This window comes from Vibrio sp. 10N.222.55.A1 (assembly GCF_041473835.1).
Classification (GTDB): domain Bacteria; phylum Pseudomonadota; class Gammaproteobacteria; order Enterobacterales; family Vibrionaceae; genus Vibrio; species Vibrio crassostreae_C.
In genome coordinates this window covers 18,690-42,663 of the sequence record NZ_JBFRSX010000025.1, presented here as the reverse complement: position 1 = coordinate 42,663, position 23,974 = coordinate 18,690, and the positions used below count along the sequence as shown (strand labels likewise).

Below are 23,974 nucleotides of genomic sequence, written 5' to 3'. Positions count from 1 at the left end.
CTTCATTTCACTTACTCGCATCTAAGCAAACTTCCGTCATTCCCTACAGTGAGGAACGAACGTGATAGGGAATCTCTTTAGTGCGCCAAACGTGCTTATATCGAAGAGGAGATTCCAGATATCTCGTCCCTCGATTCTGGAATGACGCTTCAATCGAGACCTGCTCCTCTTATCCCGCTTACTCGAATCTAAAGACTCTTTTCGTATCTCGCATCTCGTTACTCGCATCTTTTTCATAGCGCGACAGGGAATTTGTTCATTTATAGGTTCTATGAATTAATTAGCGTTGTTATGAAACTAATTTTCCATAAGATCATTTACACAATCTTAGTTTTCGATAACTGGATTACCTAGTTGTACGGTTTATAGATTAAAATTTTCTGACAACTTTTATTGTTTTTTTTTAATCAACCACTTTAATAAGGTAAATTCGCAATGTCGACCAAACTAGCTAACCCAGCGCCACTAGGCTTAATGGGTTTCGGTATGACCACTATTCTTCTTAATATCCACAACGCAGGTTTCTTTCCAATCGATTCAATGATTCTTGCTATGGGTATTTTTTACGGTGGTTTGAGCCAAGTTATCGTGGGCACAATGTGTTTCAAACGTGGTGACACGTTCGGTACAACTGCGTTTACTTCTTACGGCCTATTCTGGTTGTCTTTGGTTGGTTTAATCGTGATGCCTTACATGGGTCTACCTGCAAGCCCTGCAGCATTCATGGGTTGGTACCTACTACTATGGGGCATCTTCACAGGCTTCATGTTCATTGGCTCTCTATGCTACCCAGTGGCGAAGCAAGTAGTATTCGGTTCACTAACTATCTTGTTCTTCCTACTTGCAGCTCGTGATTTCACTGGCAGCGAACTAATCGGCACTATCGCTGGTTTTGAAGGTATCTTCTGTGGCGCTTCAGCTATCTACTTTGCAATGGCACAAGTAATCAACAACGAATACGGCCGCACAGTACTGCCTATCGGTGAGAAGAAAGCCCCTCAAATGGCAACACAAGAAATCGCTGCTTAATACTCTAACTCGGGAACAGTTAGTTTGTTATAAGCCATTTATTGGTTATGAATAAAACAAAAGGGGTTAGCCGAAATAGCTAACCCCTTTTTTATGCGTTATTAATAGCACTATTTGTTAAAGCGATCTATTTGCTAAGGAAAGCTTAAGCTGAAGGCTGCTCTACAGGTTTAGTGTCTGCAGCTTCTGCTTCTGGAGACTTGCCTGTTTTACGCTTGTACTTCTCTTCCCAGTAAGTTGCACCTTTAATGCCTAGTTTTACAGGGTTGAATGTGTACTCAGTTACGCCTTGTTTCTGCTGTTCTTCGTAGTCAGCTAGAGCTTTAAGCGCAGGCTTAGACATGAAGAAGATGATCAGAATACCAACGATGTTTAACCATGCCATCAAGCCAACACCAACATCACCCATTGCCCATGCAAGGTTCGCTGTTTTAACTGTGCCATAGAAAACGGCAGTGATAAGAACAAGCTTAAGTACGAACATCATGCCAGGGATCTTGATGGTACGACGTAGGTAAGCAATATTCGTTTCTGCGATGTAGTAGTAAGCAAGAATCGTTGTAAATGCGAAGAAGAACAGAGCAAATGCGATGAATGGCTTACCAATGCCTGGTAGTGCACTTTCAATAGCAAGCTGTGTAAATACAGGACCATTCGCACCGATGTTTGCTGCTAGGTTCTGAACAAGGAACACACCCTCAGCGCCGCCGTGAACGTTGTAAGCACCAGTGATGATGATCATGAACGCTGTAGCAGAACATACTAGAAGAGTATCGATGTAGATAGAGAATGCTTGTACTAAACCTTGCTGAGCTGGGTGATCAACACTTGCAGCCGCAGCCGCGTGAGGACCTGTACCTTGACCCGCTTCGTTTGAGTAAACACCACGCTTAACACCCCAACCAATTGCAGCACCGAAGCCTGCCATAGGTGTGAATGCATCGCCAATGATCATTGCGAAAACCGTTGGCACTTGGCCGATGTTTAGCAGAATGATAACGAACGCGATGATGATGTAAGCCAGTGCCATGAATGGAACAACGATTTGTGTGAAGTTCGCAATACGTTTAACACCACCAAAGATGATGAAAGCAAGGATGATAGCAACAACAGTACCGGTGAAAATTTTAGCGAAACTGAATGTACCGACAGCTGTTTCAATCATATCACCTGATCCAAATGCAGCTTCTACAGCATTACCAATACTGTTTGACTGAACACCTGGAAGCAAAATACCACATGCAAAAATAGTCGCGATAGCGAAGATCCATGCGTACCACTTCTGACCCATTGCTTTTTCAATGTAGTAAGCCGGACCACCACGGAACTGGCCTTCGTCTTCTTCTTTGTAGATTTGCGCTAGCGTAGATTCTGCATAAGCAGTCGCGGCGCCAAAGAAGGCTACAACCCACATCCAGAATACTGCACCTGGGCCACCGAAACCGATAGCGGCAGCAACACCAGCAATGTTACCTGTACCGACACGGCCAGATAGCGAAACGGCTAGAGCTTGGAAAGACGAGATGCCTTTTGATGAGCTTTTACCCGATAGTAGCAAGCGCCACATTTCAAAGAAGTGACGGATTTGAACAAATCGAGTCATGATGGAGTAGAACAAACCTGCACCTAAACATAGGTAGATAAGTACTGGACTCCAGATTATTCCATTCAAAAAATCAACGAATGACTGCATGAGTATTTTCCCTGTTAGTTTTGCTTATGATTGTTTTTCGAACAACACAATACTTCACTTGTAACCCGAGTGTTAAATTATTTAACTGCCTATTAGGATTACTGTGACATAAAGCATGTTACAGGGGGTATTTGTTAACGCTTAGTGCTAATTTGATAATCGTTCTATTTAATTACCTATGCAACTGGTTGTGTTTTTCTGGTGTTTTGCAAAGTGAATAAATAGTGATTAATACAGAAAGGGGATCTTGAGATGCGCATAAGAAACGAAATTGCGCAAAACAGCGGTTAAAGCCGCTTAGCATAAACGGCTGACATATGGATGGTGAGATAAGTAGGTTGGAATATATCACCTACATTGGGTGAGCTAGCAGGTCTAAGAGACTATGGCTTTTGAAGGTTTGATAATTGAGGCTTTAATATCTACCTAGTAAAAGTTGTTAATTTGATGCCTGTTTCAAACAACCACGAACCCTCGCGCCTGTAATTCTTTAGCGAATTCAGACTGAGTATTTGGCTCGCCATGAATCAAATGCACCTCTTTCGGTGGCGTCGCGATGCCTTCTATAAATTGGTAGAGGTCCCCTTTATCAGCATGGGCAGAATAGCCAGACATGCCATGAATTTGAGCGTTAACCTCAACGTCTTTGTTATCAATAAAAACCTGCATTTCGCCTTGTTGCAGCTCTCGTCCGAGCGTCCCGTGCGCTTGATAGCCAGCTAAAATCACATCGGTTCGTTTATCGGGAAGCAAGGCTGATAAGTAGTTCATTATCCTGCCGCCCTGACACATTCCAGAAGCTGCGACCACAATCGCGGGTTCACCTGTCGACTTGAGGCGATTGACGATTTTCTTGTGCATTCTATGCCCATCAACAGTAATGCATTGTTCAAAAGCGAGTGGGTGGCGTTTCAGTTCAAGACGCTGCTTTGCTTCTTGTCCCCACAACTCTTTAAAACGTCGGTATGAACGCGTCACTTTTTGAGCCATCGGAGAATCGAGAATAATAGGAATATCGCTACTGAGTTGATGCTCAAAGATCAGGTGCTCGATATCAAACAGCAGTTCCTGAGTTCTGCCGATACTGAAGGCCGGAATTAGAATAACGCCACCGTCGAGCAGTGAACGATCAATTATTGCTTTGAGGCGCTCAGCTCGCGTAGCGATATCATCATGAGTACTGGTGCCATAAGTGGATTCGATAAACAGATAGTCGGCTTGTCGTGGTGGCTTAGGATCGGGCAGTAGTGGTGTGTTACTTGGGCCTAAATCGCCAGAGAAGACTACCACCTCTTGGTTGGGTAATTTAATCTCGATATAGGCAGAACCTAAGATGTGCCCCGCAGGTTGAAAGCGAGCATGTAGAGTATTTGGCCTATGATGATCCTTTCCGTTGTTTTGCTGTTTAGACGTGATTGGAAACCATTCCCCGTAAGGCTTGGGAGCAATTAGCGAATGAATCTTTTTGAGTATCAGCTTCGACTGTTTATTGCTGAGTCCTTGCAGCTTTAAGCCATCCTCAATCATTAAAGGGGCAAGCTCAGCGGTGGCTTGCGTGCAATAAATCGGTTGGTTAAACCCACTGGCGAGTAACCAAGGTAATCGGCCAATATGATCAATGTGAGTATGGGTCAGCAGCAGAGCGTTGAGGTGGGATGTTTCAAATTCAATATCAAGAGGGCGAGTGTCCGCACCTTGAAGCTTTTTACCTTGAAGATCTAAACCTTGAAAAAGGCCACAATCGATGAGCACCGCTTGGCCTGAATCTCTTAGCTCGTGACAAGATCCTGTGACAGTATGTTTGCCACCATGGTGAATCACTTCCATCGTTTGCTCCCATTGCTCTATAAAGCCGTTAACGCCTGTTTTTATTTTGCGGATAAGCGCCAGCAAGTAAAACAAGAACAATGAGAGTTGCGATCGTTGAGTGTCTTTTTAAGTAACTGAGCGATGACTCAGTGCTTTCGTTGCGAGTTAGTTCGTAGAAGAACGATCTGAATCCAACTCTGTTTTTTGCTGCGCCTCTAAACGAGCCACTTCGGCATCAAGCTCTGCTATTTTCTCTGCCATGAGTGCGTGACAGCGATTGGCCAGTTCTCTAGCGTCGCTGATCTTGTAGCCAGTCACATCGATAGGTTCCAACATCTCGGTGATCACAATGCCATTATTGGCACGATTAAAGTCGATCTTATTGTGCGTGGTGCTAGTACACATCGGGGTGATAGGCACACCAGCTTCAATTGCCATTCGGAAAGCGCCTGTTTTGAATGGCAGTAGTCCACGCCCTTTACTACGGGTTCCTTCCGGGTAAACCCAAACAGACAGATCTCTCTGATGAATCGCTTCCGCCACTTGCTTGATGGTATCGCGTGCTTTGGATTTGTCTTCGCGGTTAATCATGATGTTACCGGTGATCCAATACAGCAGGCCAAAGAAAGGCACGTACAACAAATCGCGTTTGCCCAATGAAACAGTGCGTGGTCTTAGCATTCCTGGATCGGTCACAAAATCCAATATGCTTTGGTGGTTAGAGATGTAGACGCTGTTTTCTGGTGTCGGGGCATTGTCTAGGCCGCGTTGCACCAGTTTTACACCGATGATCTTTTGGAGTTGGTTGAACCAACGACAGAAAACGTACACATGCTTGGGGTTCTTGGGGCTAAACAAGCAGTAAACAAAAGCACATAGAGTGGTGAAAATAATAAACACCGTAGCCAAAATAATACGAAGAACAGCAAGCACAATTCACTCCTTACTCACCGCAGATGGCAGTGATTAAATAGTTTTAGATGCTTGAAGTTTTCACTCTATTTAACCGAATTGCAACAATTAACTGTTATAGGGTTCTGTTTTTAGATCTTTATATAAAACAAGGACTAACAATGGGTGTTTGACACGATTATCGAGCTTACACGTGTTCACCAGTAGCGAGCCATGTTCACCAATACTGTTTATTTGGATCCAACTCTTCTACCCATTCAGGATCTTGACGCGACTCTAAATAGAGTTGTAGGCCGTTATAGGACATGAAAGCTGCAGGGCCGCCGAGGTGCTCGAAATAGTCAAAATACTCATCTTCGAGAGCACAAAGGTGGGCTAAATCTTTAACCTTGTTAGCCAGCGCCCACTGAATGGCAAATACAGGCGCTATTGAGCCTGAAATATTCACCTCTTCGACGTTTGGGTTAAACATTGAATTAGCTTGCTCAAGCAGTATCTCTTCTTGTTCAGACTCTTGTTGTAGTACCTCTTCGACGATCTCCGAGCGCTTGGTATTAGAGACATTCTTGTTCAGCTTGGTGATTCGCAGTGCGTAGCTAAACCTTTCTGATGAAACGATGTCGACAAGCTGCGACAACAGCTCTTTGTCTACGCCTGCTGCCTTGGTGAAATAGTCGATACATGAATTGATTGAGGCATAACGAGTACCGTCAAACTCAAAGCCACTGGTTTCGTCGTATACCTCAAGTGGGATGTCATCAACCGACAAAGGCCAGCCTTTATAATCGACGCGTTGCTTGGCGATTTGATACATCTTCCAAGCGCTGCGCCCAAACCCACCGAGCGTCGAACCCGAGAAATCAGAATCAATAAGCTCTTGCTCCGTCCAGTTCTCACCGATGCCAAGGTGCTTAGCGTACTTGTCTATCAGAGTGTGTTTTATCTGATCGCGCACAGACCAAATTGAGGTCAGATTCTTTGAATAGTTAATTCTCGCACACTCATTACAAGCCGGCAGTGCTATCGGTGAATGGCCAATCTTGGCAACTGCCTGCGCTGTCTTAGGAAATTCAACAAGGTTACTGGAAGGCTCACCACAAAACCAACAGGTGTGGCGCAGATTGAATGGGGTATCTATGTGCGAGTATGTGTTAACTGTCAATTTTGAACCATTTCTGAGTTATCGAGATAAAGGTAGTGAGTATTTACCTATGGGGAATGTCTTGCTATACCACTATAGCAACCAGCGTTTTATATTCTTTGGATTCGCTAGGGTTAATTGGTACTTTTTTGGAGCTGAAGAGAGCTTCTTAGTATCTACGCAGACATCCAAACGTTTGAGCAAATACTTAATCAATGCTCGTCGACAGTCAATTGTAAATGGCGCATCATGCATCCCGTAGTCGACTTTCACTATTTGCTGTTGTGCGGGTGAAAGATGTGGATTTGGGATGATTTCGATTATTTCTTCTGTTGCCCAATCTTCATCGTCTTCGATGTTAATCTCCGATTGGTTGAGCAGCTCAGGCTCACCTCTAAATCGGCTCAATACAAAGTCTAAGAACATCTTTCTTTCTTCGCAATATGCTCTCACGTGCCAGCGAAATCCATCAAATACGATAGTGTGCGGAACAATATTTCTGCCTCGCCCTTCAGGGTTATCCATTGATACATACTCTATATCAACTCTGCGTCTTTCTCGTGCTGCTTGAAGAAGTCTACGAACGATTATAGGGGCTATCTGCCTGTCTGGGACTGAAAGGACAATAGAGTCTGCGAAACCCAGATCTTTTAAATTAAAGCCGTCTACATGGTCACTGTTGTATTTGTGCAGTAGCGACAAATACTCGTTAGGAGTGCCTTTTGTAAACTTTGGCGCAAAATGATCAGTAAGTCGGTAGCCTTTAATACTACGATCATGAACAAGTGGTGAAGTAGAAAAGTGCTCTTGATAAGCTTTGATGTCTCTAGAGGCTTGCTGTCGCTTAATGTTGAAAGAGTTACATAGGTGATTAGTCGTAACGCGACCCTCCCACAATGCAACAACTTCGATTAATTTGAAGCGCAGTAACTGATCCCACTTTATTGTCATAACAATTATCTAATGCCTGAAAATGATACATGTTGATGTGTACAGAATATACGTACATTTTTTACATGGGTATAGTACACACTCAACGGTTAAAATTGCGGAGTGTTACGTAACGCAATGTAAGCTAAATCATACTTTTCTAATACTAAACACAATATTTGTTTGTAAAGCGAGTAAGATAAACAATTTGCATATGGTGATGTTAACTCATCCACTCATTCCATTTTTTTATGGTTACAAGTACCGTTACTTTTCCGTGTTTGATACTATTTATCTCCACAAAAAAAGTCCGTTTAATCAAATTTTGAAGAGATTCCTTTGAACTTAGAAAAAGCCCTCAGCATACTTTCTAAATCATCGCCCTACGCGGTAAGTACAGAAAGAGAGCAAAATCAAGATCTTCTGGCTGATTATAAAAGCCATGTGTACATCACTACAGATATCGAAGTGGACTTTAAAAAGTCTCTGCTGTCCTCTAAGAAAAGTGACATCATATTTTTGTGTGGCAGTAGTGGTGATGGTAAATCTGAGATTCTGACTCAGTATAGCCAGAAGCATAAAGCGACACATGAATTCCATCTGGATGCGACACACAGCTTTAACCCAAATCAGACGGCAATCAATGCGTTGGATGAGCGATTCTCACAGTTCAAAGGAAATGATAAGCCACTTGTTGTTGGCATTAATATCGGAATGTTAGGCAACTATGCTGAGGAAGGTGCTGAACAACACGACGATATTAAAGCTTCGATAAAAGCGTTCTTGGAAAACAAAACGGACGATATTCCAGCGAACCACATTTTCTTAGATTTCGAGCAGTACCCGAAATTTACGCTTGGCCACGAAGTTAGCACATCCGACTTTGCTGCTAAGTTTCTCGCACGCTTAACGGAACCAACGTTGGACAACCCGTTTTACGCCCTGTATGACAGCGAAGTACAAAAGTTAGGCCACAGTAAACTCACGGCAAACTATGCGTTGTTAGGGTTAGAATCTGTACAAAAGAATATTATTTCTTTGTTGCTAAAGGCTCGTTTAATCAAAGACCAGTTCTTAACGGCTCGAGCGTTACTGGACTTTGTGTACCAAATCTTAGCGAGCGATGGATACTTGTTTGATAATTTGTATTCAGGCTCTGATAACGAGTTACTTGAACATATTCAAAGCTTTGACCCAAGCAATATTCACACTCGCAAAGTGGATGAGTTCGTTCTTCAGTTTGGTTTAGGGATCGAAGATAAAGGTTTCGCACAACTTAAAGATCAAGTGAAAGCGCTCGGTGTATTTGATGTGCTCACTGCTGCTTCATACTTGCGCATGGTTTATCTGTTGAAAGACGAAGAGCAATTTGCGAATAGTTATATCAATGAGCTGAAAGCAGACTTTGATAACTCTTTGGTTGAGCAATACGCAAACATCTGGCTACTTCATAGCGAGTTTTCTGGAAAGCAGAAAAAAGAACTGAATAAGTTTTATAAAGACACTCTCATTGCAGCTGTACATCGCTATTGTAACCGCAATTCGCCATCACTCGATAAAGACCAATTCTTTGTCTCTGAATACAATGGCTTCAAAACAGCAGCTGAACTTGAAGTGAAACCTGATTTTTCATCGATTAAAACACAAGCGGTGGGCAAGATAGGCTCATTTAACGCTCATATTCGAGTTGATGACCATTCACTTCTGCCAATGCCGATAAGTATTAACTTGTTGGATTTGTTGGAAAAAATCAACCAAGGGTACCGACCGAATAAGCATGACAAAAATGCGGTGCTTTTGTTGGATGAAGTAATAGAGCAGATCATCACGGTAGCGAACGAAAAGAATACTCTGTTTATTCTGAAAAACGACAAACGCTACAAGATCGTGAATGAAGATGATGAATATTTCGAAGTGAGTGGCTTATAAAATGACAATGGATAATTACACCCAACCATTTAATCAATCGTTGCCACAAACTGCGGAAGGCGTGCCGAATAAAAACAGCCTAAGCAGCTATTTACCTATTCGAACCAAGGGTAATGACTTTGATTTTGATGCGGTCATCGGTTTAGTTTTGCGTGGGCTTCTGCGTAAAAAAGTAGAAGGTTATAGCTACGAACAGTTTGTGGCCGATTGCCAAAGTGCGTTTGAAGAAAAGCTTGGTGAAGAAGAGTTTTGGCAAGTGCTAAAAGAGATGTATTTTGAAAACAAAGACATCTTTACTGTGAGCCCTGAACTCCTTCTGTTCCGTGCTCAAAAAGGTGAATTTGCAGCAGGTGATTCACGTGTTGCTTCTATGTACACCAATTTACTTCAGAACATGCGTGTAGAAGAGTTTGATGCCAAATTAAACTTTATTGAACGTGAAATGCTTTCTACGCTTCGTGGAAAAATGAAGTCTGACTCGTCATTGCAAGCGAGCGAGAAACCGTATCTACCTTATCTTTCGAAAGCATTCCGTGACGACCTGAAATTCTTGGCAAGTCGCCCTAAGTATCTGCTTAGTGAAATAGAGTCGTTCCTGTCTTTTTATGGTTTCGCATACACTGCACAGTTGAGTTTAGCGCTAACAGATTGGCGTAGTGGTCAAGAGCCAGTGGCTAAGCCTCTCTATTTCATTATGGATCATGAGCGTGCCAGTAATGAGCGTACTCATATTAAGAATCATGGCTATAAGCTGTTTAATGAGTCTGCCACTCGACTATTCCCTATGCTGACGATGCTTGAGCTACTTCAGCCGGGTGTTGGAGATAAGAACGCGATAAAAGTACCCCTGTGGGAAATATCGAAGGGCATTCAAGAGTCGAAGTCGACTCATTTAAAAGAACAACTAGAAAACTTTGCCAGAGCGTTTAAGTCACAGCGTAATCTAGACACGGCTTTAGATGAATCAGAACTGGCGCTCGACTGGCTCGGTAACATAATGAAGCTCGCATCCGCACAGTTTAGCGTCGGCGAACGTTTCAATATCAACAAGAAGTATGTGTCAGAAGTCGAGAAGTACTTAGCGTCTCACTTTATTCAAAGTCGAGGCCGCAGCGGTCGAGTACTCGTACTCAACCAAGACTACATCATCTTATTGACCAACCTTGTTGTTGGAGAAAAGGACAAACTCCGTTTCCACGAACTGATCACAGCCTTTGAGCAACGTGGCATTTTCGTTGATAAACAAACAGAACAAGAACTAATTAAATTCTATGAGCGCATTGGTAACGTAGAGCGCATGAGTGATAGTGGAGACGCAGTTTATGTCCGTAAAACAATTTGAGACCTTTCTAGTAGAGCAGTTTTTAGCGGATGCTGAAACACACATCAAGGCAGGTTTCCGTTATCAATTTAAGTCGCCAGACAATGAAAATAGTATGCGCTTGTATCAAGCGATGACGGCTCATTCTGAAAACAGCATTGATGCGACTAACGATATCAGGTTGCCATTCATTGAACTGTCAGGCTGCAAAATCGTACCTGTGATTCATAGCGAAAACCCAGCAGAGTTCGAAGGTTTCACTGAAAACTACATCTCTCATTTACGTGACGAAGTGGCGAGCCAATCTGGCTACTTAAAAGGTTGCGCTCTAGTTGTGATCCATAACAGCTTGCTTGATACCTTGATCAACTCTGCAGAAGACCTGGCTCAAGTGGGACAGGTTTGGAGCGCATCAAAGATCAAAGCGGCAATGAAAGGGTTAATCGATCAGCAAGACAAAGGGCGCGATGTGTCGAACTGTCTGCTTGATGATCAATTCGATGCCATTTTAGAAGATGGCGCAACCATGTTTGGCTTCGAGTCTCTATACAAAGCCGTTGAAGACGGAGACTTACGCTTCAATGAGTTGGGCATGTTTGAAGATCCGCTTGTAGCTGAAATGAGCGGCAATCCTAAGCAAATTAAAAAACGCCTAGAAGACAACCGTGCGCTTTATGAAGAGCTATCTTTTGAAGTTGAGCACTTTGGTGGTCAGCTTCAAGACCGCTTGAAATCATTCGGCGAGAAATTTATTAAAGAGAACTTCTCAGAAACAGATGCATGGAAAGACGTTGAGCTCGAAGCATTCCTACAAGAGAAAAAGCGCAATGCTCAGCAGCAACTTGTTCTTGAAGAGGAGCAAGCTAGCGATGGCATGGCAATCACTGCACGTAACCGTGCAGAAACCAAAGCGGGCATGCGTGACCGCCACTTAATCATCGAGTTAGATGAAGATGTAAATGAGTTTGAACTGAAGCTTCTCTTCCAAGGTGCGAGCAATCTTGATAAAAGCCAATTCAAAATTCAGCCAGCTAAAGCGCTTAATAACGAAGAAGTAATTGAAACACGTAACAGTTTTAAAACGACACGAGCTAGCTTGAAAGGTACGTATAAGCATGAGCCACTGTTTTTTAACTTAGCTCTAAAGCGTGAGAACAAATCTGAGGTTTATAACTTCCGTTGTTTAGTGGTTCGTAAAGGCGAGTTCTATATTGAGCCATTCAAAAACATCTTCTTGGTAGAGCCTGCACCAGCGAAGCAGCGCTTAACCTTGAACATGGAAGAGAACAAACTGCAAATTAGAGCTAATGAAGGCAGCGCATGTTCACTGCTTGATGCTAAGCAGGTTGTTGATGCAGCAGATTACGCCGTAGTGGATTTTGAAGCCTTAGCTAATGAAGCTGACGAAATAGATTTTGCAGTAAAATCTGGCGATAACCAGCTTAAGTTTAATGTGGAAGGTGCAGTAGCCACCGATTCATTGAGCTTACCTTTATTGATTAATAGAGGTCGTTATCACAAGCTTTTCAAAGATGAATATAACGGCGAATTTTATTCTCAAAAAGGCAAAGTGGGTATCGATAATAGTGAGTTCGTTGTACCAGGTGTTCGTTTAAAGCTGCTTCGTTGGGAAGAAGAATTCATCAACCAAAAAGTTGTTTCTATTGCTGATTCGGGTGCGATTAAGCTCGATGACCTGCAAGCGATTGATGAGGCTATTCACTCTTCTTACGTTGAGCTTTTTGATTACCTAGAACAACGCCGCAGTACGCCTTCATTAGCATCTTGGGGCGATGAGTTTACAACACTTGTCCAAAATACAGTTGATGCTTGCTTAGCGTATTTTGAAGCGATCCCAACGGGTAGCATGCTGACCAAAGAGCAAAAATCAGCGCTGAAAATCGGTTTGGTACAATCTGAAGATGAAGAGTACTACTCACCTTTCCACCCGCTGATTTTGGCTTATTACCTCAATCTAAGAGGTGCGATTCGTGATGATAAGAGCTTTGCTCAGCTTCCTGATGTCACTTTTGAACGCTTGTCGCCAAAAGGTTTACTGCCATATGTTTACCACCCAAAACATGAGTTTTCTTATAACCAACAGGTGAAAGAGAATGCGTTCTGGATCAAGAGTGTGCCACAAGAGAAAAGCTCTCTTACGTTCGTTCGCAAGTTAGTAAAAGAGAAAATCGACGAGTTCCAAACGGCATTCAGCCAATTGTTCACAGGCTCCGAGAAGAGCATTATCGTTAATGCGGTGAACCAAGACAGCGCTGAAGAGTTATTTATGGGGCTGGTGGATTATGTCCGCAGTAACCAAGATCAGGCTGCGTCGATTCATATTAATCTGTATGACGACAAGTTAGCGTTTAATGCGTTTGACCGATTCGCAGAAACAGCCAATTACGATGAATTGAAAGAGTGGTTAGAGCTGAACAAGGGTAAAGTTCGTGAAGTTGCCGATACTATTATCGACATTCTTCGCACGCGCCTAACTTACAGCAAGTTCACTAATGCCCAAGCCGAAAAAGATGGCCAGTCTTATGCGCATCTTTCCTTTTTCCGTAATAACGACAAGGTCGATTGTTCAGACATTGCGATTGAAGATATGGCATCAGGCATAGCTTGTGACGGCCTACTAACGGGTGATGCTTCTGAAAGTAAATCTGGCTCGTACTTTACGGGTTTTGGCTTGAAAGGAACGGATTACCAAGACTACCCACACTTAATGATGGCGAAGTATGTTGGTGCTCTATTGAAGCCAGCACTCAAACCGAACACTCAATATCACGGTGCAAATGCAGTTGCCTTAGCAGTCAGTGAGGACTTTAAAGGCTTACTGGAGCGTTCGTACGAGAGTTCTATCTGGACGACTATCATTGATCCGAAAGTGACGTTGGACTTCTTCCACAGCAATGAAGATGTAGTATTGATTCACTATTCAGATCAGTACACCAGCTCTTCTAGCTACGATGCAATCACTGTTACTGCACAGCGCGGTTTGTTTGAGAAAGTCATCAAGCAAGGTGATGGTGGCCAAATCAATGAGTTCAACGCGTTCAACGGTGATTGGCTGTTGAAAATGATGACTTGCGCGCCAACCATCAATAAAGAGCGCAAAGGCGTGATTGGTGCCTACAAGTTTGTGACTAGCCTAGTGCATGATTCAGACATTACATGGGTGCCTCTGTCCGTTGCCGAGATGATTCGCGTATCGGGCAACATTGGCCTGAAGATGTCTGACAGTGAATTCTCTCGTAATGTTCAAGGTTACAAGAAAGGCGAAATTTCTGACGATGTGTTGCTGGTTGGTTTCAAAGACCAAGACATGTACCTGCTACCTGTCGAAGTGAAAACGGGTTCGGTGCCGAATTACAACAAAGCCGTTAAACAATCAAAAGAGCTATTGCGTTACTTAAGCCAAGACTTACTTGGCAACAAAGACTTAGCGAGCAAGTTATACCGTGGTTTGTTCATGCGCCAAGTTTTGATGCAAGTTGATAAGTATCGCTTATACAAAGTATTTGCTGATGATTACTTCGACACTTTGCTGGCAAACAAAGAAGAGTGGCTAAGAGGTGACTACTCACTTGGTCAAATTGCAGATTACCCAGAAGGCTTTGTGGTTAGCCACCTTGAAGGGGCTGGCTGTTTACAACCTGACTACCAAATGATGGAAGGGGTGTTAAAAGTCGACCTACCTATGGGGCTACTTCCTGGCCTGGTGGAAACTCCGCTGCAAGAAGTGTTGAACGAATTAGATGTGGTGAAACTTTGCCACGTGCCAAGTGAGTATGTGCTGAATGGCGAAACTCGATTAGAAAAACTCCCTGAAGCTGAATCACAGCCAACAGTTGTAGTATCTGATGAGGTTGAAACTACAGAATTAGTGCTGCCTGAACAGCCTGTTGTTGAAGAGCAAGTATCGCCAGTCGTTGAGCCGTTGTTGAAGGTTGAATCTAACAGCAACCTAAACGTGCTATTTGGCCACAATGCGCTAACACAAGCACCACTGAACTGGGAGCCAACCAATACCGCCAAATTCATGAATACCAATACTGGTATTATTGGCACTATGGGTACGGGTAAAACGCAGTTTACCAAGTCGGTGATCACTCAGCTTTACCGCAACCAAGAAGACAACGTAAATGGTGCGCCAATTGGCATGCTTATTTTCGACTACAAATCAGATTATGTAGACGATAAGTTCCAACAAGCGACTTCGGGTAAGAAGTTTAACCTTCATAAACTGCCGTACAATCCACTGAGCTTGTTTGGTGACACACCAATGCTACCTGTGCACACCGCACGTGGCTTCTCTGAAACCATGGGTAAAGCGTTTGGCCTAGGGCAAAAACAGCAACTGCGTTTGCGTAAGCTAGTAGGCGAAGCGTATGAGTTAGCAGGTATTCGTAAAGCAGATCCAAGTACTTGGTCAAAAGCAGCGCCGACAATCTCACAGGTGTGGGACTTATTCATTGAAACAGAGCCAGATGAAGATTCACTATATGCGGCACTTGAAAGCTTGTATGAGCTAGAGATTTTTGAAGACGACAACACCAAGTGCATGAGCCTATATGACTTGGTTGATGGCATTACGGTGGTTGAACTGGCGGGTTACCCATCAGAGATCCAGAACCTTGTAGTCGCACTTACGTTAGACCTTTTCTACTCACAGATGCAGAAGAAGGGTAAGCCTGAGGTGCAGGGCGATTTCCGTCAAATTACTAAGATGATCTTGGTGGATGAAGCCGATAACTTCATGTCTCAGAACTTCCCTAGCTTACGTAAGATCTTGAAGGAAGGCCGCGAATACGGTGTTGGCGTCATTCTTTCTACACAAGACATCACTCACTTCCAAACTGGTGAAAACGATTACTCAAGTTACGTGCTTACGTGGGTAATTCACCGCGTTGCGAAGATTCGCCCACAAGAGCTGAAAGCCATGTTTGGTGTCAATGAGAAAGCTGAGCAAGAGAAGTTGATGGAAACCATCAACAAGCTGGAGAAGCACTATAGCCTGTATATTGATGGAGCTAAGAAGATACTTCCTATGAGAGACAGAGCATTCTGGGAGATTCTGCAGTAACCTTATGATTTTAAACGCCCTTTCAGGGCGTTTTTTTGATTTGTAACTTGATCTCAAGATTATAGTGTGCAGGTTGAAATAGTTTTAGGGATGCATTTAGCGATATATGAGAATTGGATAGTACTTTTAAATCATACTGATAGCGTTAAATGATAATAATGTATATGCTCTTTCGGAGTATTAAATAGCATAAAGGATAGACTTTGAATTATTGGGAGACAATCTTATTAGGTATTCCAAGTGGGATAGTTTCTGCCTTCTTAGTTTGGTTAACCATTAAAACTTGGGCGACGGTTTTCACGCCCTGGCTCCGAACTCAGATTTATAGAGGCGTCGATGTAAAGGGGGAGTGGACTCTTGTTGAAATGACAGGAGAACAAGGTGTAGCCGTAGAAGTTATGGAGGATGCAACACAAACGGTTAGTTACGTTCTTAACATTGAAAAGCAATATGGGCATGTTCTAAAAGGTTGGTTTTCGCAGAGCTATAAAAGTTCTGAATCAGAATCACAAGGAAGATACCAAGTGCAAGGGCAGATATTGGATGGAGTTGTAATGCTATCATTGTCTCCCCAAAATAAGTGTAAGTCTAGTTTTGGAACTTTGCTCATGTATGTGGTGTCTGCCGGAGGTGAGTTAGAGGGTAAGTTTACCTATAAAGGTGCAAAAACAAATAGAATAAATGCGATAGATATATCACTTAAAAAACGGTTATAGATTATGGAAAAAGCACTAGCGAGATATAGAACAAGCGATAGCTGTCCATTAGAACTTTATTTTCCTATGGAGTTTTTGCAGGACGATAAATTCTTTTCGGCTCTTAGTGAGGACATTGATGTGTGTGGTGAGGGTTGGGAAAGAGTATCAAATGTCTCTTCTGCAACTTATAAATCTTTACCTGACAGCAAAGGAATATATCTTTTTATTTGGCGCCCTGGGTTCACAATAGAATGCCATAATGATATTGCTGATTTTCGTTATGTTGTATATGTAGGTTCTGCTGCTAGTGGAGATAGTAGTATTCTTAAGCGATTTAACTCGGATTATAAGAATGAAATAAATAATTGCCCTAGTGTGCATTGGACCGAAAATATGCCTAGTGATCGTGCTAGTCGATTGAAGAAAGTCCTTAACCTAGGGAAGTTAGAGTTATGGTACGTGACAATGGATGAAGCAACCTCTGAACAGATTCTGGATATAGAAAAACGTTTGATTAATCTATTTAACCCACCCGGAAATAAGACTTTTAAAGCACCTATTCGTGTAAAGCTTGAGCCTACTAAAGCGGCTCCTGCTTTTGAACCAGCATTTTAGATAAGGAATTAACATGTCAAACAAAACACTAATACCAGCTTTAAAAGCGAAAGTTGGTGATTGGGTATACTATATTTGTGTTATGAAGTACGCCCAAGTTGCAAAAGAGGTTAATTTTGCATATGAATTAGGGGGGAATGATGATCTAAATTCTCTAATTCAACGAGGTATTTCAGAAAGAACAAAAGAAATAACAGATTACCTGTTAAGGTCAGAGCACCGTTTTTTGGGTTCTCTTATAGTTGCTGCCTACGGGGGGGATCCTCACTATATGCCGGTTAGGATGGAAGATAGTGAAGAATATCTGCGCGGTTTAGATAATAGCTTTGGTGTTCTAACCTTTGATGGAGGACAACAATATTTTGCTTTGGATGGACAGCATCGATTAAAAGCTATAAAAGATGCAATAAAGAAAAATCCTGAGTTAGGATCGGAGGAAATTAGCGTAATCTTAGTTAGTCATTACGATACTGAAGAAGGTAAGGAAAAAACTAGGCGTCTATTTACTAATATAAATAAGAATGCTAAGAGTACAACAAAAAGTGAGAATTTAGCTTTAGATGAAGATGATGGCTTTGCCATACTAACCAGACGCTTGATTAGTGAAAATGACTTTTTTAACAAAGAAGGGAGAGTCTCTGTTTTTACTAAGCAAGGTGAAAATGGTGAGTTATCTCTAGCAACTAGTGTTAGAGATACTGATAAGAAAGCAGTTACGTCAATTAAGCAGCTTTACGAGATTGTGAAAGAACTATCTTTTGACACTACGTTAGATGGCATATCTTTAGCTAAAAGACCGACCGATGATGACTTGGAAGAAGCGTATGTTGTTATTTCTAAAAGGGTAACTGAGTTCTTCGAATCTTGTGGTGACCTGGTATCTAAGGTTGAAAAGAACGATGATCTTAGAGGGTTAAGAAAAAATAAACTTTCACCAGGAGTTGAAGAAGCCTTTTTGAAAGGTGTTATTCAGAGGTGTGTCTCGTCTTCTGTAAGAAGTTTGATCGATCAAGAACTACTTTCTTGGAATGAAGCACTTGCGAAACTACAGTCATTATCTTGGAAGCTGGGAGATGCGCCGTGGTCTAGTGTGTGTAATATCACGGATGGTAAGCTGAAGATGCAAACTAGTCGAGATTTTACTAGTTTATTAAATGAGTTACTTTTAGTTCACTTAGCTCCTAATAGTAAACAGCAGATCAAACGTGCAAGGAAATTATATTCTGACGTTAAAATTCAACAGTATCCCTTTTCTCAAGAGGATTTAGAAAAGGGATTGAAAGATAACTAATAGGTTATAAGCTTAATAAGGAATCTATTTCTTTTGTTGAGCTAAGCATGTAGGAAATCCCCCGATGAAGGTGAAGCTTAAAGTGGTAATTAAGCTCATCTTCATCTATTTCCCCCAAGTCGGTCTTTATTCTCTGACGCAACATAGCTAAATAGATATCTGAAAACTCACCACCAAATACTTTCCATGTCATTTCAACATTACTATTAGTGACGATATCTTCATGTGGTGGGATACTTTCCTCCTTCAAGGAAAGCATTAATGCCCAACGACAAAGTACGTTCCAGTTATCAATCTTAGTATATTTTTTTATTGTGATTAATTGCCCTTTGGCTTTCTCTGATAAGCGAACGGTTTCAATGCTCATGCTGACTCTCCAAAGTAGCCTTCTGTAATAGTTGATGTTTTAGCTGTCTCTTCATAGCTAATGTGATATTCCTTAGCTACTGAAGGTTTTAGTTTTTTGTAGTACTGTCCAGCGATCTCTTCGTCGGTTGATAGAAGAATGACCTGGCCAGCAGCTTCTGGGAAATAGTTCTCAACTAACTTTGTTCTATGTTTACCATCTAGTCGCCCCATAGGTGTATCGATGATAGTTGGAATTTCTTTGCCTGACGCTTCCGCTAGTGCCCAAAGGATAGCTACAGACAATAGTTGTCGTTCGCCAGCAGAAAGACGTTTAGTATCCAAAGCGAAGCCATCTAAGCCTAAAAGAGTTAAGTTAAACGTTTCAGGGTTAATCTTAACTTTTGCAACAAGCTCAGATTTTCTTTCCAGAGAGTCAAACTTACTTTTTATACGTTTTTCTAATGTCGCAATATTTTCTTTAATAAGTTGCGCTTTGAATGTATCTACAATGCCTTTCATTTCGACTAGGTGTTCGGCGACTTGTTCGTTGCGTTTGCCCTCAAAGTTTTCTGCATTTTGCTGGATCAAAGTAGCATCTAGACGAGCTTCATTCTCATTTATTTGAGTTTTGCATAAAGCCATCTCTTCCATGAGAGAATCTAGGGTTGTTTTCAAGTGAGCAATAGACGCTTCAATTCTGCCTTTTGCTTCAATTTGTTCTTTAACAGACTCTGAATCTGGAACAGCATCAAGCTTCTTGTCTAGCAGAGCTAGTGTTTCCTGTAGCTCTTTTTTTTGCTTTATTAGTTCTTCACACTCTGTTTTATCTGATTCAACTGCGGCCTCTGCAAAGTCAAATATTACAGGGTTAGTGTTTAGATACTTTTCTTGATCTAAGCTATCTTCAGACTCTTTCCATATTGTGCTCAGCAGTTGGTTTACTTGTTCAGTAACGTCGCTTGTAGCTGCCGCTTTTAAGCGTTTAAGCAGTTCGTCATTATTTGCTTTGATATGCTTTTGTGCATTATCAAAACCAATAATTTCATCCTCTAATAGAGCTTGCTGTTTTGTTTCTTGTAGCAAGGTTTGGGCAATGGTTAGTGGCATCGCTCCAGCAGCTAGCTTGATAAGGTTATGATCAATTGCTTCTAGTTGCGATGAAACTGCTCTTCGGTCAAGTTGAATATCGTTAACATCGTCCAGCAAGTTTGCGCCGGAGGTTTGCATTTGAATTTCGATGTCCTTGAGTTGGTCTGTTAGAACATTCTCATCGTCTAGTATGTTCTGAATATTCTTTTCGATACCCAGAAGATTGTTATCTAGAAGTTCTTTTCTTTGCTTTAGCTCTTCAACTTTTTTACTCGCAGTACTATCTAAGTTACGTTCTTGGCGGCGACGCTTTTGGCTATTTAGATCTTTAGATAGCTGAGTGAAGAGTTCTAACCCAAGGAGAGCTTCAATACCTGTTTTTAGTAGTTGTGCGGAGCGAACTGGATCTGCTAAGTCTTCAATTTTTTCGCCGTCAAAAAAGAACAGCTCTGACATGCTTTGAGGAATGAACTCGGATACGAAGTCGTTCCAATTATCTGTTAACAGTTTATCAAGTTCCCCATTAACCAGAACTTGAACTTTATCCGTGATTTCTTTGTTAGTAGCAGCCTCCCATGAGCGAATGACTTCGTATCGCTTAGTCTGGGTTCTTTGAGTGTGTCGGAAAGACAAGGCTACAGAGGCGGACTTGTCCTCGCTGTATCTATTGACTGCTTGCTTTAGATAGTCGCTGTACGACAATTTGCCGCGATTAGAGCATTTTGCGTTTTTTCCGTATAGCGCTAACTGAAGAGAGTCTAAAAACGTAGTTTTTCCTCCTCCATTTAACCCTCCAAATAAAACAACAGGTTTAGTATGGTCTGTGACACTAAGATCTACGGTATGTTCGCCTTGGTAGATACCAAAGTTGTTAAGCTTTACTTGTTCAAAAATCACTGTTTGTCTCCCGTTGCAATCAAGTTGTCGGCAGACAATAATTTGTTATTACGGTTATTCATTTCGAGGTTTTCTTGAGCTTTGCGATCGAGTAGAGCAAAAGACTTATCAATTTGATAAATATAGTATTCGTACAGTTTGATGAGGCCATTTACTAGTTTCACTTCTAGCGTAAATGCTTCGTCAGATTGATGGCTATCTGAGGTTAGCTCAGCGTAGTAAGCTTTGTATTTCTTTACTTTGCTCATCTCTTTCTTTGCATCCAGAATCTGAAGGTTTGAAGCTAGATTCTTTAAGAACTCATGTTCAGTTCCAACAGTTTGAAGGCGATTCAGTTTAACGAGTGCTTCATTTTTCACTTTGTCTAACGCAAAGCGACGAGCATGATCGATGCTCTCAAATGCACCCTTGTCGATAGCAGACTCTAAGTCATCTGAAATTTTAGCTCTTCGCAGTTGGTGCTTATATCTATCTTCAATAGAAAGCAGCGTTCTAAGCTGTTGGTACTTAAGTTCATCAGGGTCGTCATGTTTTGCACAAAACTCTTTGAGTTGGCCAAGAATCTTGTGGTTAACAACGGGGCTATAAGCTCTAGGCGCACCGTCATATTTCTTTCCTGTGACCTCTTGATAGATTAGAGGGACGTTGTCTTCCGCTTCATTTTTTTCATCAACCCAAATACGGCGAATCTCTTCTAGATCATCAAGTGTTAGAAGCTCTAGATTTTTAACATCAGATGGTCCGCACTCTCTAACTTCCATCTGAGCTTGCAGAACTCTACGAAGCATTGATTCCCTGAAGGTCTGTTTATAAGGACCACGAACAATATCAGCAGGTAAATTTTCGTATTTAAAATCGGTGTTATCTTCATATTGAGCTAACAACTCAAACATATCCTCACTATCAGCTAGATCTTTTTGTTCGCTGAACTCTTTCATGCTGATATGAACGGTAAGGCTACCATTCATTCTTCTAAAGTCGCGATTGTGTTTATCTCTCGCGATTTTATTGGCTTTAGCGTCTTTATTTGAGTCATTGATGTCTATTTCATTGCGCAGAGCAAGTAGTGGTAGCATCCACTCTTTTTCTTCGTCATTAGCAATCATTGCTGCCATAGACTTATCTTCCCCTACCATAGTGCATACGTAACAACCAAAACGGCTGTCACCACAACTTGGAGTAGACTTATCAACGACAAGAGGACATTCACCACCGTCAGTAGCACCTTGGTACATACCTAAGAGGTCAGTGTTTCTATAACCCCAAGGGTTTTTCTGTTGGGTTAGAAAAGACCAAACATCGTCATTTGTCCAATCTTCCACTGGTGTATATACCCATACGCGATCAAGCTGAGTATTTACGTTTAATCCATCGTCTTTGCGGGTATTGTCTGAGCGATTTTCTATGTTCTCCATACTCGCAGCGCGAACAGTGCTCTCATGTTTACGAGTACCTAGTACTAAAATCGCTTCACCGTTTTTCTTCACTACATCCTGAATGAATGTGTTTGAAGGGCTGATCTTTAATCGATCTGTACACCAACGGAACTTATAGCGTGGTGCAGGGTAACCTTTACCAATTAAGTTAACCCAAAACCTGTCTTCAGTTTTTGGTGTGAGACGATGAGGATGAATAGGCAGTTCTTGTTCATCAACTGCTTTCTGCATTTGTTTAAGAGAACGATCAACCCAAAGAGCTACGATTGGATTTTCGACTAATGTGTCGGTGCTAATGACGTGAACAGGCTTAGTCGCTTTCCCTTCTTCTTTCAGTTCGGATACAGCATTCCAAACAATTTGAAGTATGGCTGTTGAATCTTTACCGCCGCTATAACCTATAACCCAAGGAATATCATCCTTTTGGTAAAGTTCTTTTGTTTTGGCAACTAAGCGTTGGATTGTTTCTTTGAACCCAAGCTCGTTAAATGCAGAATAACGTGCTTGTTGAGTATTTACTGTCATAATTTAATTTACCCGGAGGCTTACTTGTTTCGCTTCGCTTGGTTGAATTTGTCTTCTTCAGCTTTTTCTTTCGAGCTTAGAGGTATAGATAGATAGTGCTTGATCCTATTTGCTGTCAGCTTCATGGCAACGGAGGAGTTCCTCATTGCACCATTGACAACACATCGACCTTCCCAATCTTTTTTATTACTTCGTGACCAATCAATATCTTTGAGCGATTCGGTTGTCTTTTTCCATGAAGGATCGTGATTTAGTAGCCAATTGCCTACGATGCCTAATGCTTGGAAAGTAACGGAGTATGCATGAATGGATTCTTCTCTTACTTCACCGCCTGAGACTTGCTCTTTATAGACAAGTTTCCAAGCCGGTATCATATCGACTAAATGTTCCCAAAACTCGCGAGCAATTGTTGCCTGCTTTTCGTATGAACTTTCGTTAATTACATCGAATAGTTCTTTCGTTGCTTTGTTTAGCGCACTGTGGCTTACCAGCTTCTTAGAGCGTTTTCCTAAGTTGCTGTTTTCCATATGTATTAGTTTGGAAAGTACTTTGCTTTCGAATACGACATTTTTAGATAGAAGTGCATCGGGTTTTCCATCGTAAGTAATACTTAAAGAACTATCGGTTTTTACGGGATATAAGTTCAGATCTTTGAAGATTTTTTGTCTTTCAGGTAAAGACTTTCCAACAAAGAATACAACTGAAATGTTCTCTTCACCAAGGGATGGGTCTTGCTTCAAAGCTTCTTGAATTGCGGCATTACGATGCTGACCGTCGGTAATGTAAACTTCAGCATCGTCATCAATAGTTAATGTGCCGATTTTCTGTTGATGCTTACCTGGCCCGATTGGAACAAAGCCTGTTTCACCGTCAATGCATGCAGTTAAAGCTGAAAATACATAACTATCTCGGTTCTCAAGGATATAGTTGCTTATTTCAGGGATCCGTTCCGGGTTTAATATCCTTTGAGCACGCTCATTTACAGGGAGTGTACTTTCATCAAATGTAAATATGCGCTTAAGCCTTTTTAGGGGGCACATCACCGTGTAGAATTCAGTATCTGCTTGTATGCCTTTTATGGCTGGGAATGAAGTTCCCGAAATTACATCAGTCATATCATTATCTATTTATTGGTGTTTTTACGAACGGTGTGATTTGTTCGTACGAACAATGGCGTGTACTATACGCTACTCAGATTCCAATGTCTCCCAATTTGTTAAGG

Annotated in this window: 16 protein-coding genes; 7 read left to right on the top strand and 9 right to left on the bottom strand. The window is 41.8% G+C overall.

Annotated elements, in window-relative coordinates; genetic code table 11:
• The first annotated feature begins 435 nt into the window (after positions 1-435).
• On the top strand, positions 436-1,029 hold the full coding sequence (locus AB4493_RS07925; RefSeq protein WP_010440610.1) for an acetate uptake transporter: 594 nt from the start codon (positions 436-438) through the stop codon (positions 1,027-1,029).
• Positions 1,030-1,174: 145 nt separating this feature from the next.
• On the opposite strand, the gene AB4493_RS07920 is transcribed toward AB4493_RS07925, so the two are convergent.
• The 5 genes from AB4493_RS07920 to AB4493_RS07900 all read right to left on the bottom strand — a co-directional run bounded on the left by AB4493_RS07920 (position 1,175) and on the right by AB4493_RS07900 (position 7,535).
• A complete protein-coding gene (locus tag AB4493_RS07920) occupies positions 1,175-2,722 on the bottom strand; it encodes an alanine/glycine:cation symporter family protein (protein WP_372097116.1) in 1,548 nt (515 codons plus the stop codon).
• Between the two features lie 456 nt (positions 2,723-3,178).
• The gene (locus tag AB4493_RS07915; protein ID WP_372154799.1) at positions 3,179-4,549 is read right to left on the bottom strand and encodes an MBL fold metallo-hydrolase; all 1,371 of its coding nucleotides are present in this window, start codon (positions 4,547-4,549) and stop codon (positions 3,179-3,181) included.
• 147 nt (positions 4,550-4,696) lie between these two features.
• Positions 4,697-5,464, bottom strand: coding sequence for a 1-acylglycerol-3-phosphate O-acyltransferase (locus AB4493_RS07910; RefSeq protein WP_372097112.1), 768 nt, complete (start codon positions 5,462-5,464; stop codon positions 4,697-4,699).
• Positions 5,465-5,660: 196 nt separating this feature from the next.
• Entirely contained in the window at positions 5,661-6,605 is a 945-nt protein-coding gene (locus AB4493_RS07905) for a hypothetical protein (protein ID WP_102428288.1), read from the bottom strand.
• 72 nt (positions 6,606-6,677) lie between these two features.
• A complete protein-coding gene (locus AB4493_RS07900; RefSeq protein ID WP_102266013.1) occupies positions 6,678-7,535 on the bottom strand; it encodes a YafY family protein in 858 nt (285 codons plus the stop codon).
• Positions 7,536-7,853: 318 nt separating this feature from the next.
• Here AB4493_RS07900 and dptF point away from each other — a divergent pair, with 318 nt between their 5' ends.
• From dptF to AB4493_RS07870, 6 genes are all read left to right on the top strand, one after another.
• Entirely contained in the window at positions 7,854-9,443 is a 1,590-nt protein-coding gene (gene dptF, locus AB4493_RS07895; RefSeq protein WP_372154798.1) for a DNA phosphorothioation-dependent restriction protein DptF, read from the top strand.
• A 1-nt stretch (position 9,444) separates the two neighbouring features.
• Positions 9,445-10,785 (top strand): DNA phosphorothioation-dependent restriction protein DptG, encoded by a 1,341-nt coding sequence (dptG, locus tag AB4493_RS07890; RefSeq protein WP_050712515.1) that lies wholly within the window; start codon positions 9,445-9,447, stop codon positions 10,783-10,785.
• Positions 10,766-15,853, top strand: a complete 5,088-nt coding sequence (gene dptH, locus AB4493_RS07885) for a DNA phosphorothioation-dependent restriction protein DptH (protein WP_372154797.1) — start codon at positions 10,766-10,768, stop codon at positions 15,851-15,853. Before dptG ends, dptH begins: the two co-directional genes overlap by 20 nt.
• A 203-nt stretch (positions 15,854-16,056) precedes the next feature.
• The gene (locus AB4493_RS07880; RefSeq protein ID WP_372154796.1) at positions 16,057-16,569 is read left to right on the top strand and encodes a hypothetical protein; all 513 of its coding nucleotides are present in this window, start codon (positions 16,057-16,059) and stop codon (positions 16,567-16,569) included.
• 3 nt (positions 16,570-16,572) lie between these two features.
• A complete protein-coding gene (locus AB4493_RS07875; RefSeq protein ID WP_372154795.1) occupies positions 16,573-17,166 on the top strand; it encodes a hypothetical protein in 594 nt (197 codons plus the stop codon).
• Between the two features lie 13 nt (positions 17,167-17,179).
• Entirely contained in the window at positions 17,180-18,457 is a 1,278-nt protein-coding gene (locus tag AB4493_RS07870; protein WP_372154794.1) for a DNA sulfur modification protein DndB, read from the top strand.
• A 4-nt stretch (positions 18,458-18,461) separates the two neighbouring features.
• On the opposite strand, the gene dndE is transcribed toward AB4493_RS07870, so the two are convergent.
• Genes dndE through dndB form a run of 4 tightly spaced genes read right to left on the bottom strand, consistent with a single transcriptional unit; the run spans position 18,462 to position 23,867 of the window.
• Complete coding sequence (gene dndE, locus AB4493_RS07865) at positions 18,462-18,824, bottom strand: DNA sulfur modification protein DndE (RefSeq protein ID WP_372154792.1); 363 nt, start codon at positions 18,822-18,824, stop codon at positions 18,462-18,464.
• The gene (dndD, locus tag AB4493_RS07860; protein WP_372154791.1) at positions 18,821-20,791 is read right to left on the bottom strand and encodes a DNA sulfur modification protein DndD; all 1,971 of its coding nucleotides are present in this window, start codon (positions 20,789-20,791) and stop codon (positions 18,821-18,823) included. The genes dndE and dndD overlap by 4 nt, the downstream gene beginning before the upstream one ends.
• Positions 20,788-22,752, bottom strand: a complete 1,965-nt coding sequence (dndC, locus tag AB4493_RS07855) for a DNA phosphorothioation system sulfurtransferase DndC (protein WP_372154790.1) — start codon at positions 22,750-22,752, stop codon at positions 20,788-20,790. The genes dndD and dndC overlap by 4 nt, the downstream gene beginning before the upstream one ends.
• A 20-nt stretch (positions 22,753-22,772) precedes the next feature.
• Positions 22,773-23,867, bottom strand: a complete 1,095-nt coding sequence (gene dndB / locus AB4493_RS07850; protein WP_372154788.1) for a DNA sulfur modification protein DndB — start codon at positions 23,865-23,867, stop codon at positions 22,773-22,775.
• Positions 23,868-23,974 lie beyond the last annotated feature (107 nt).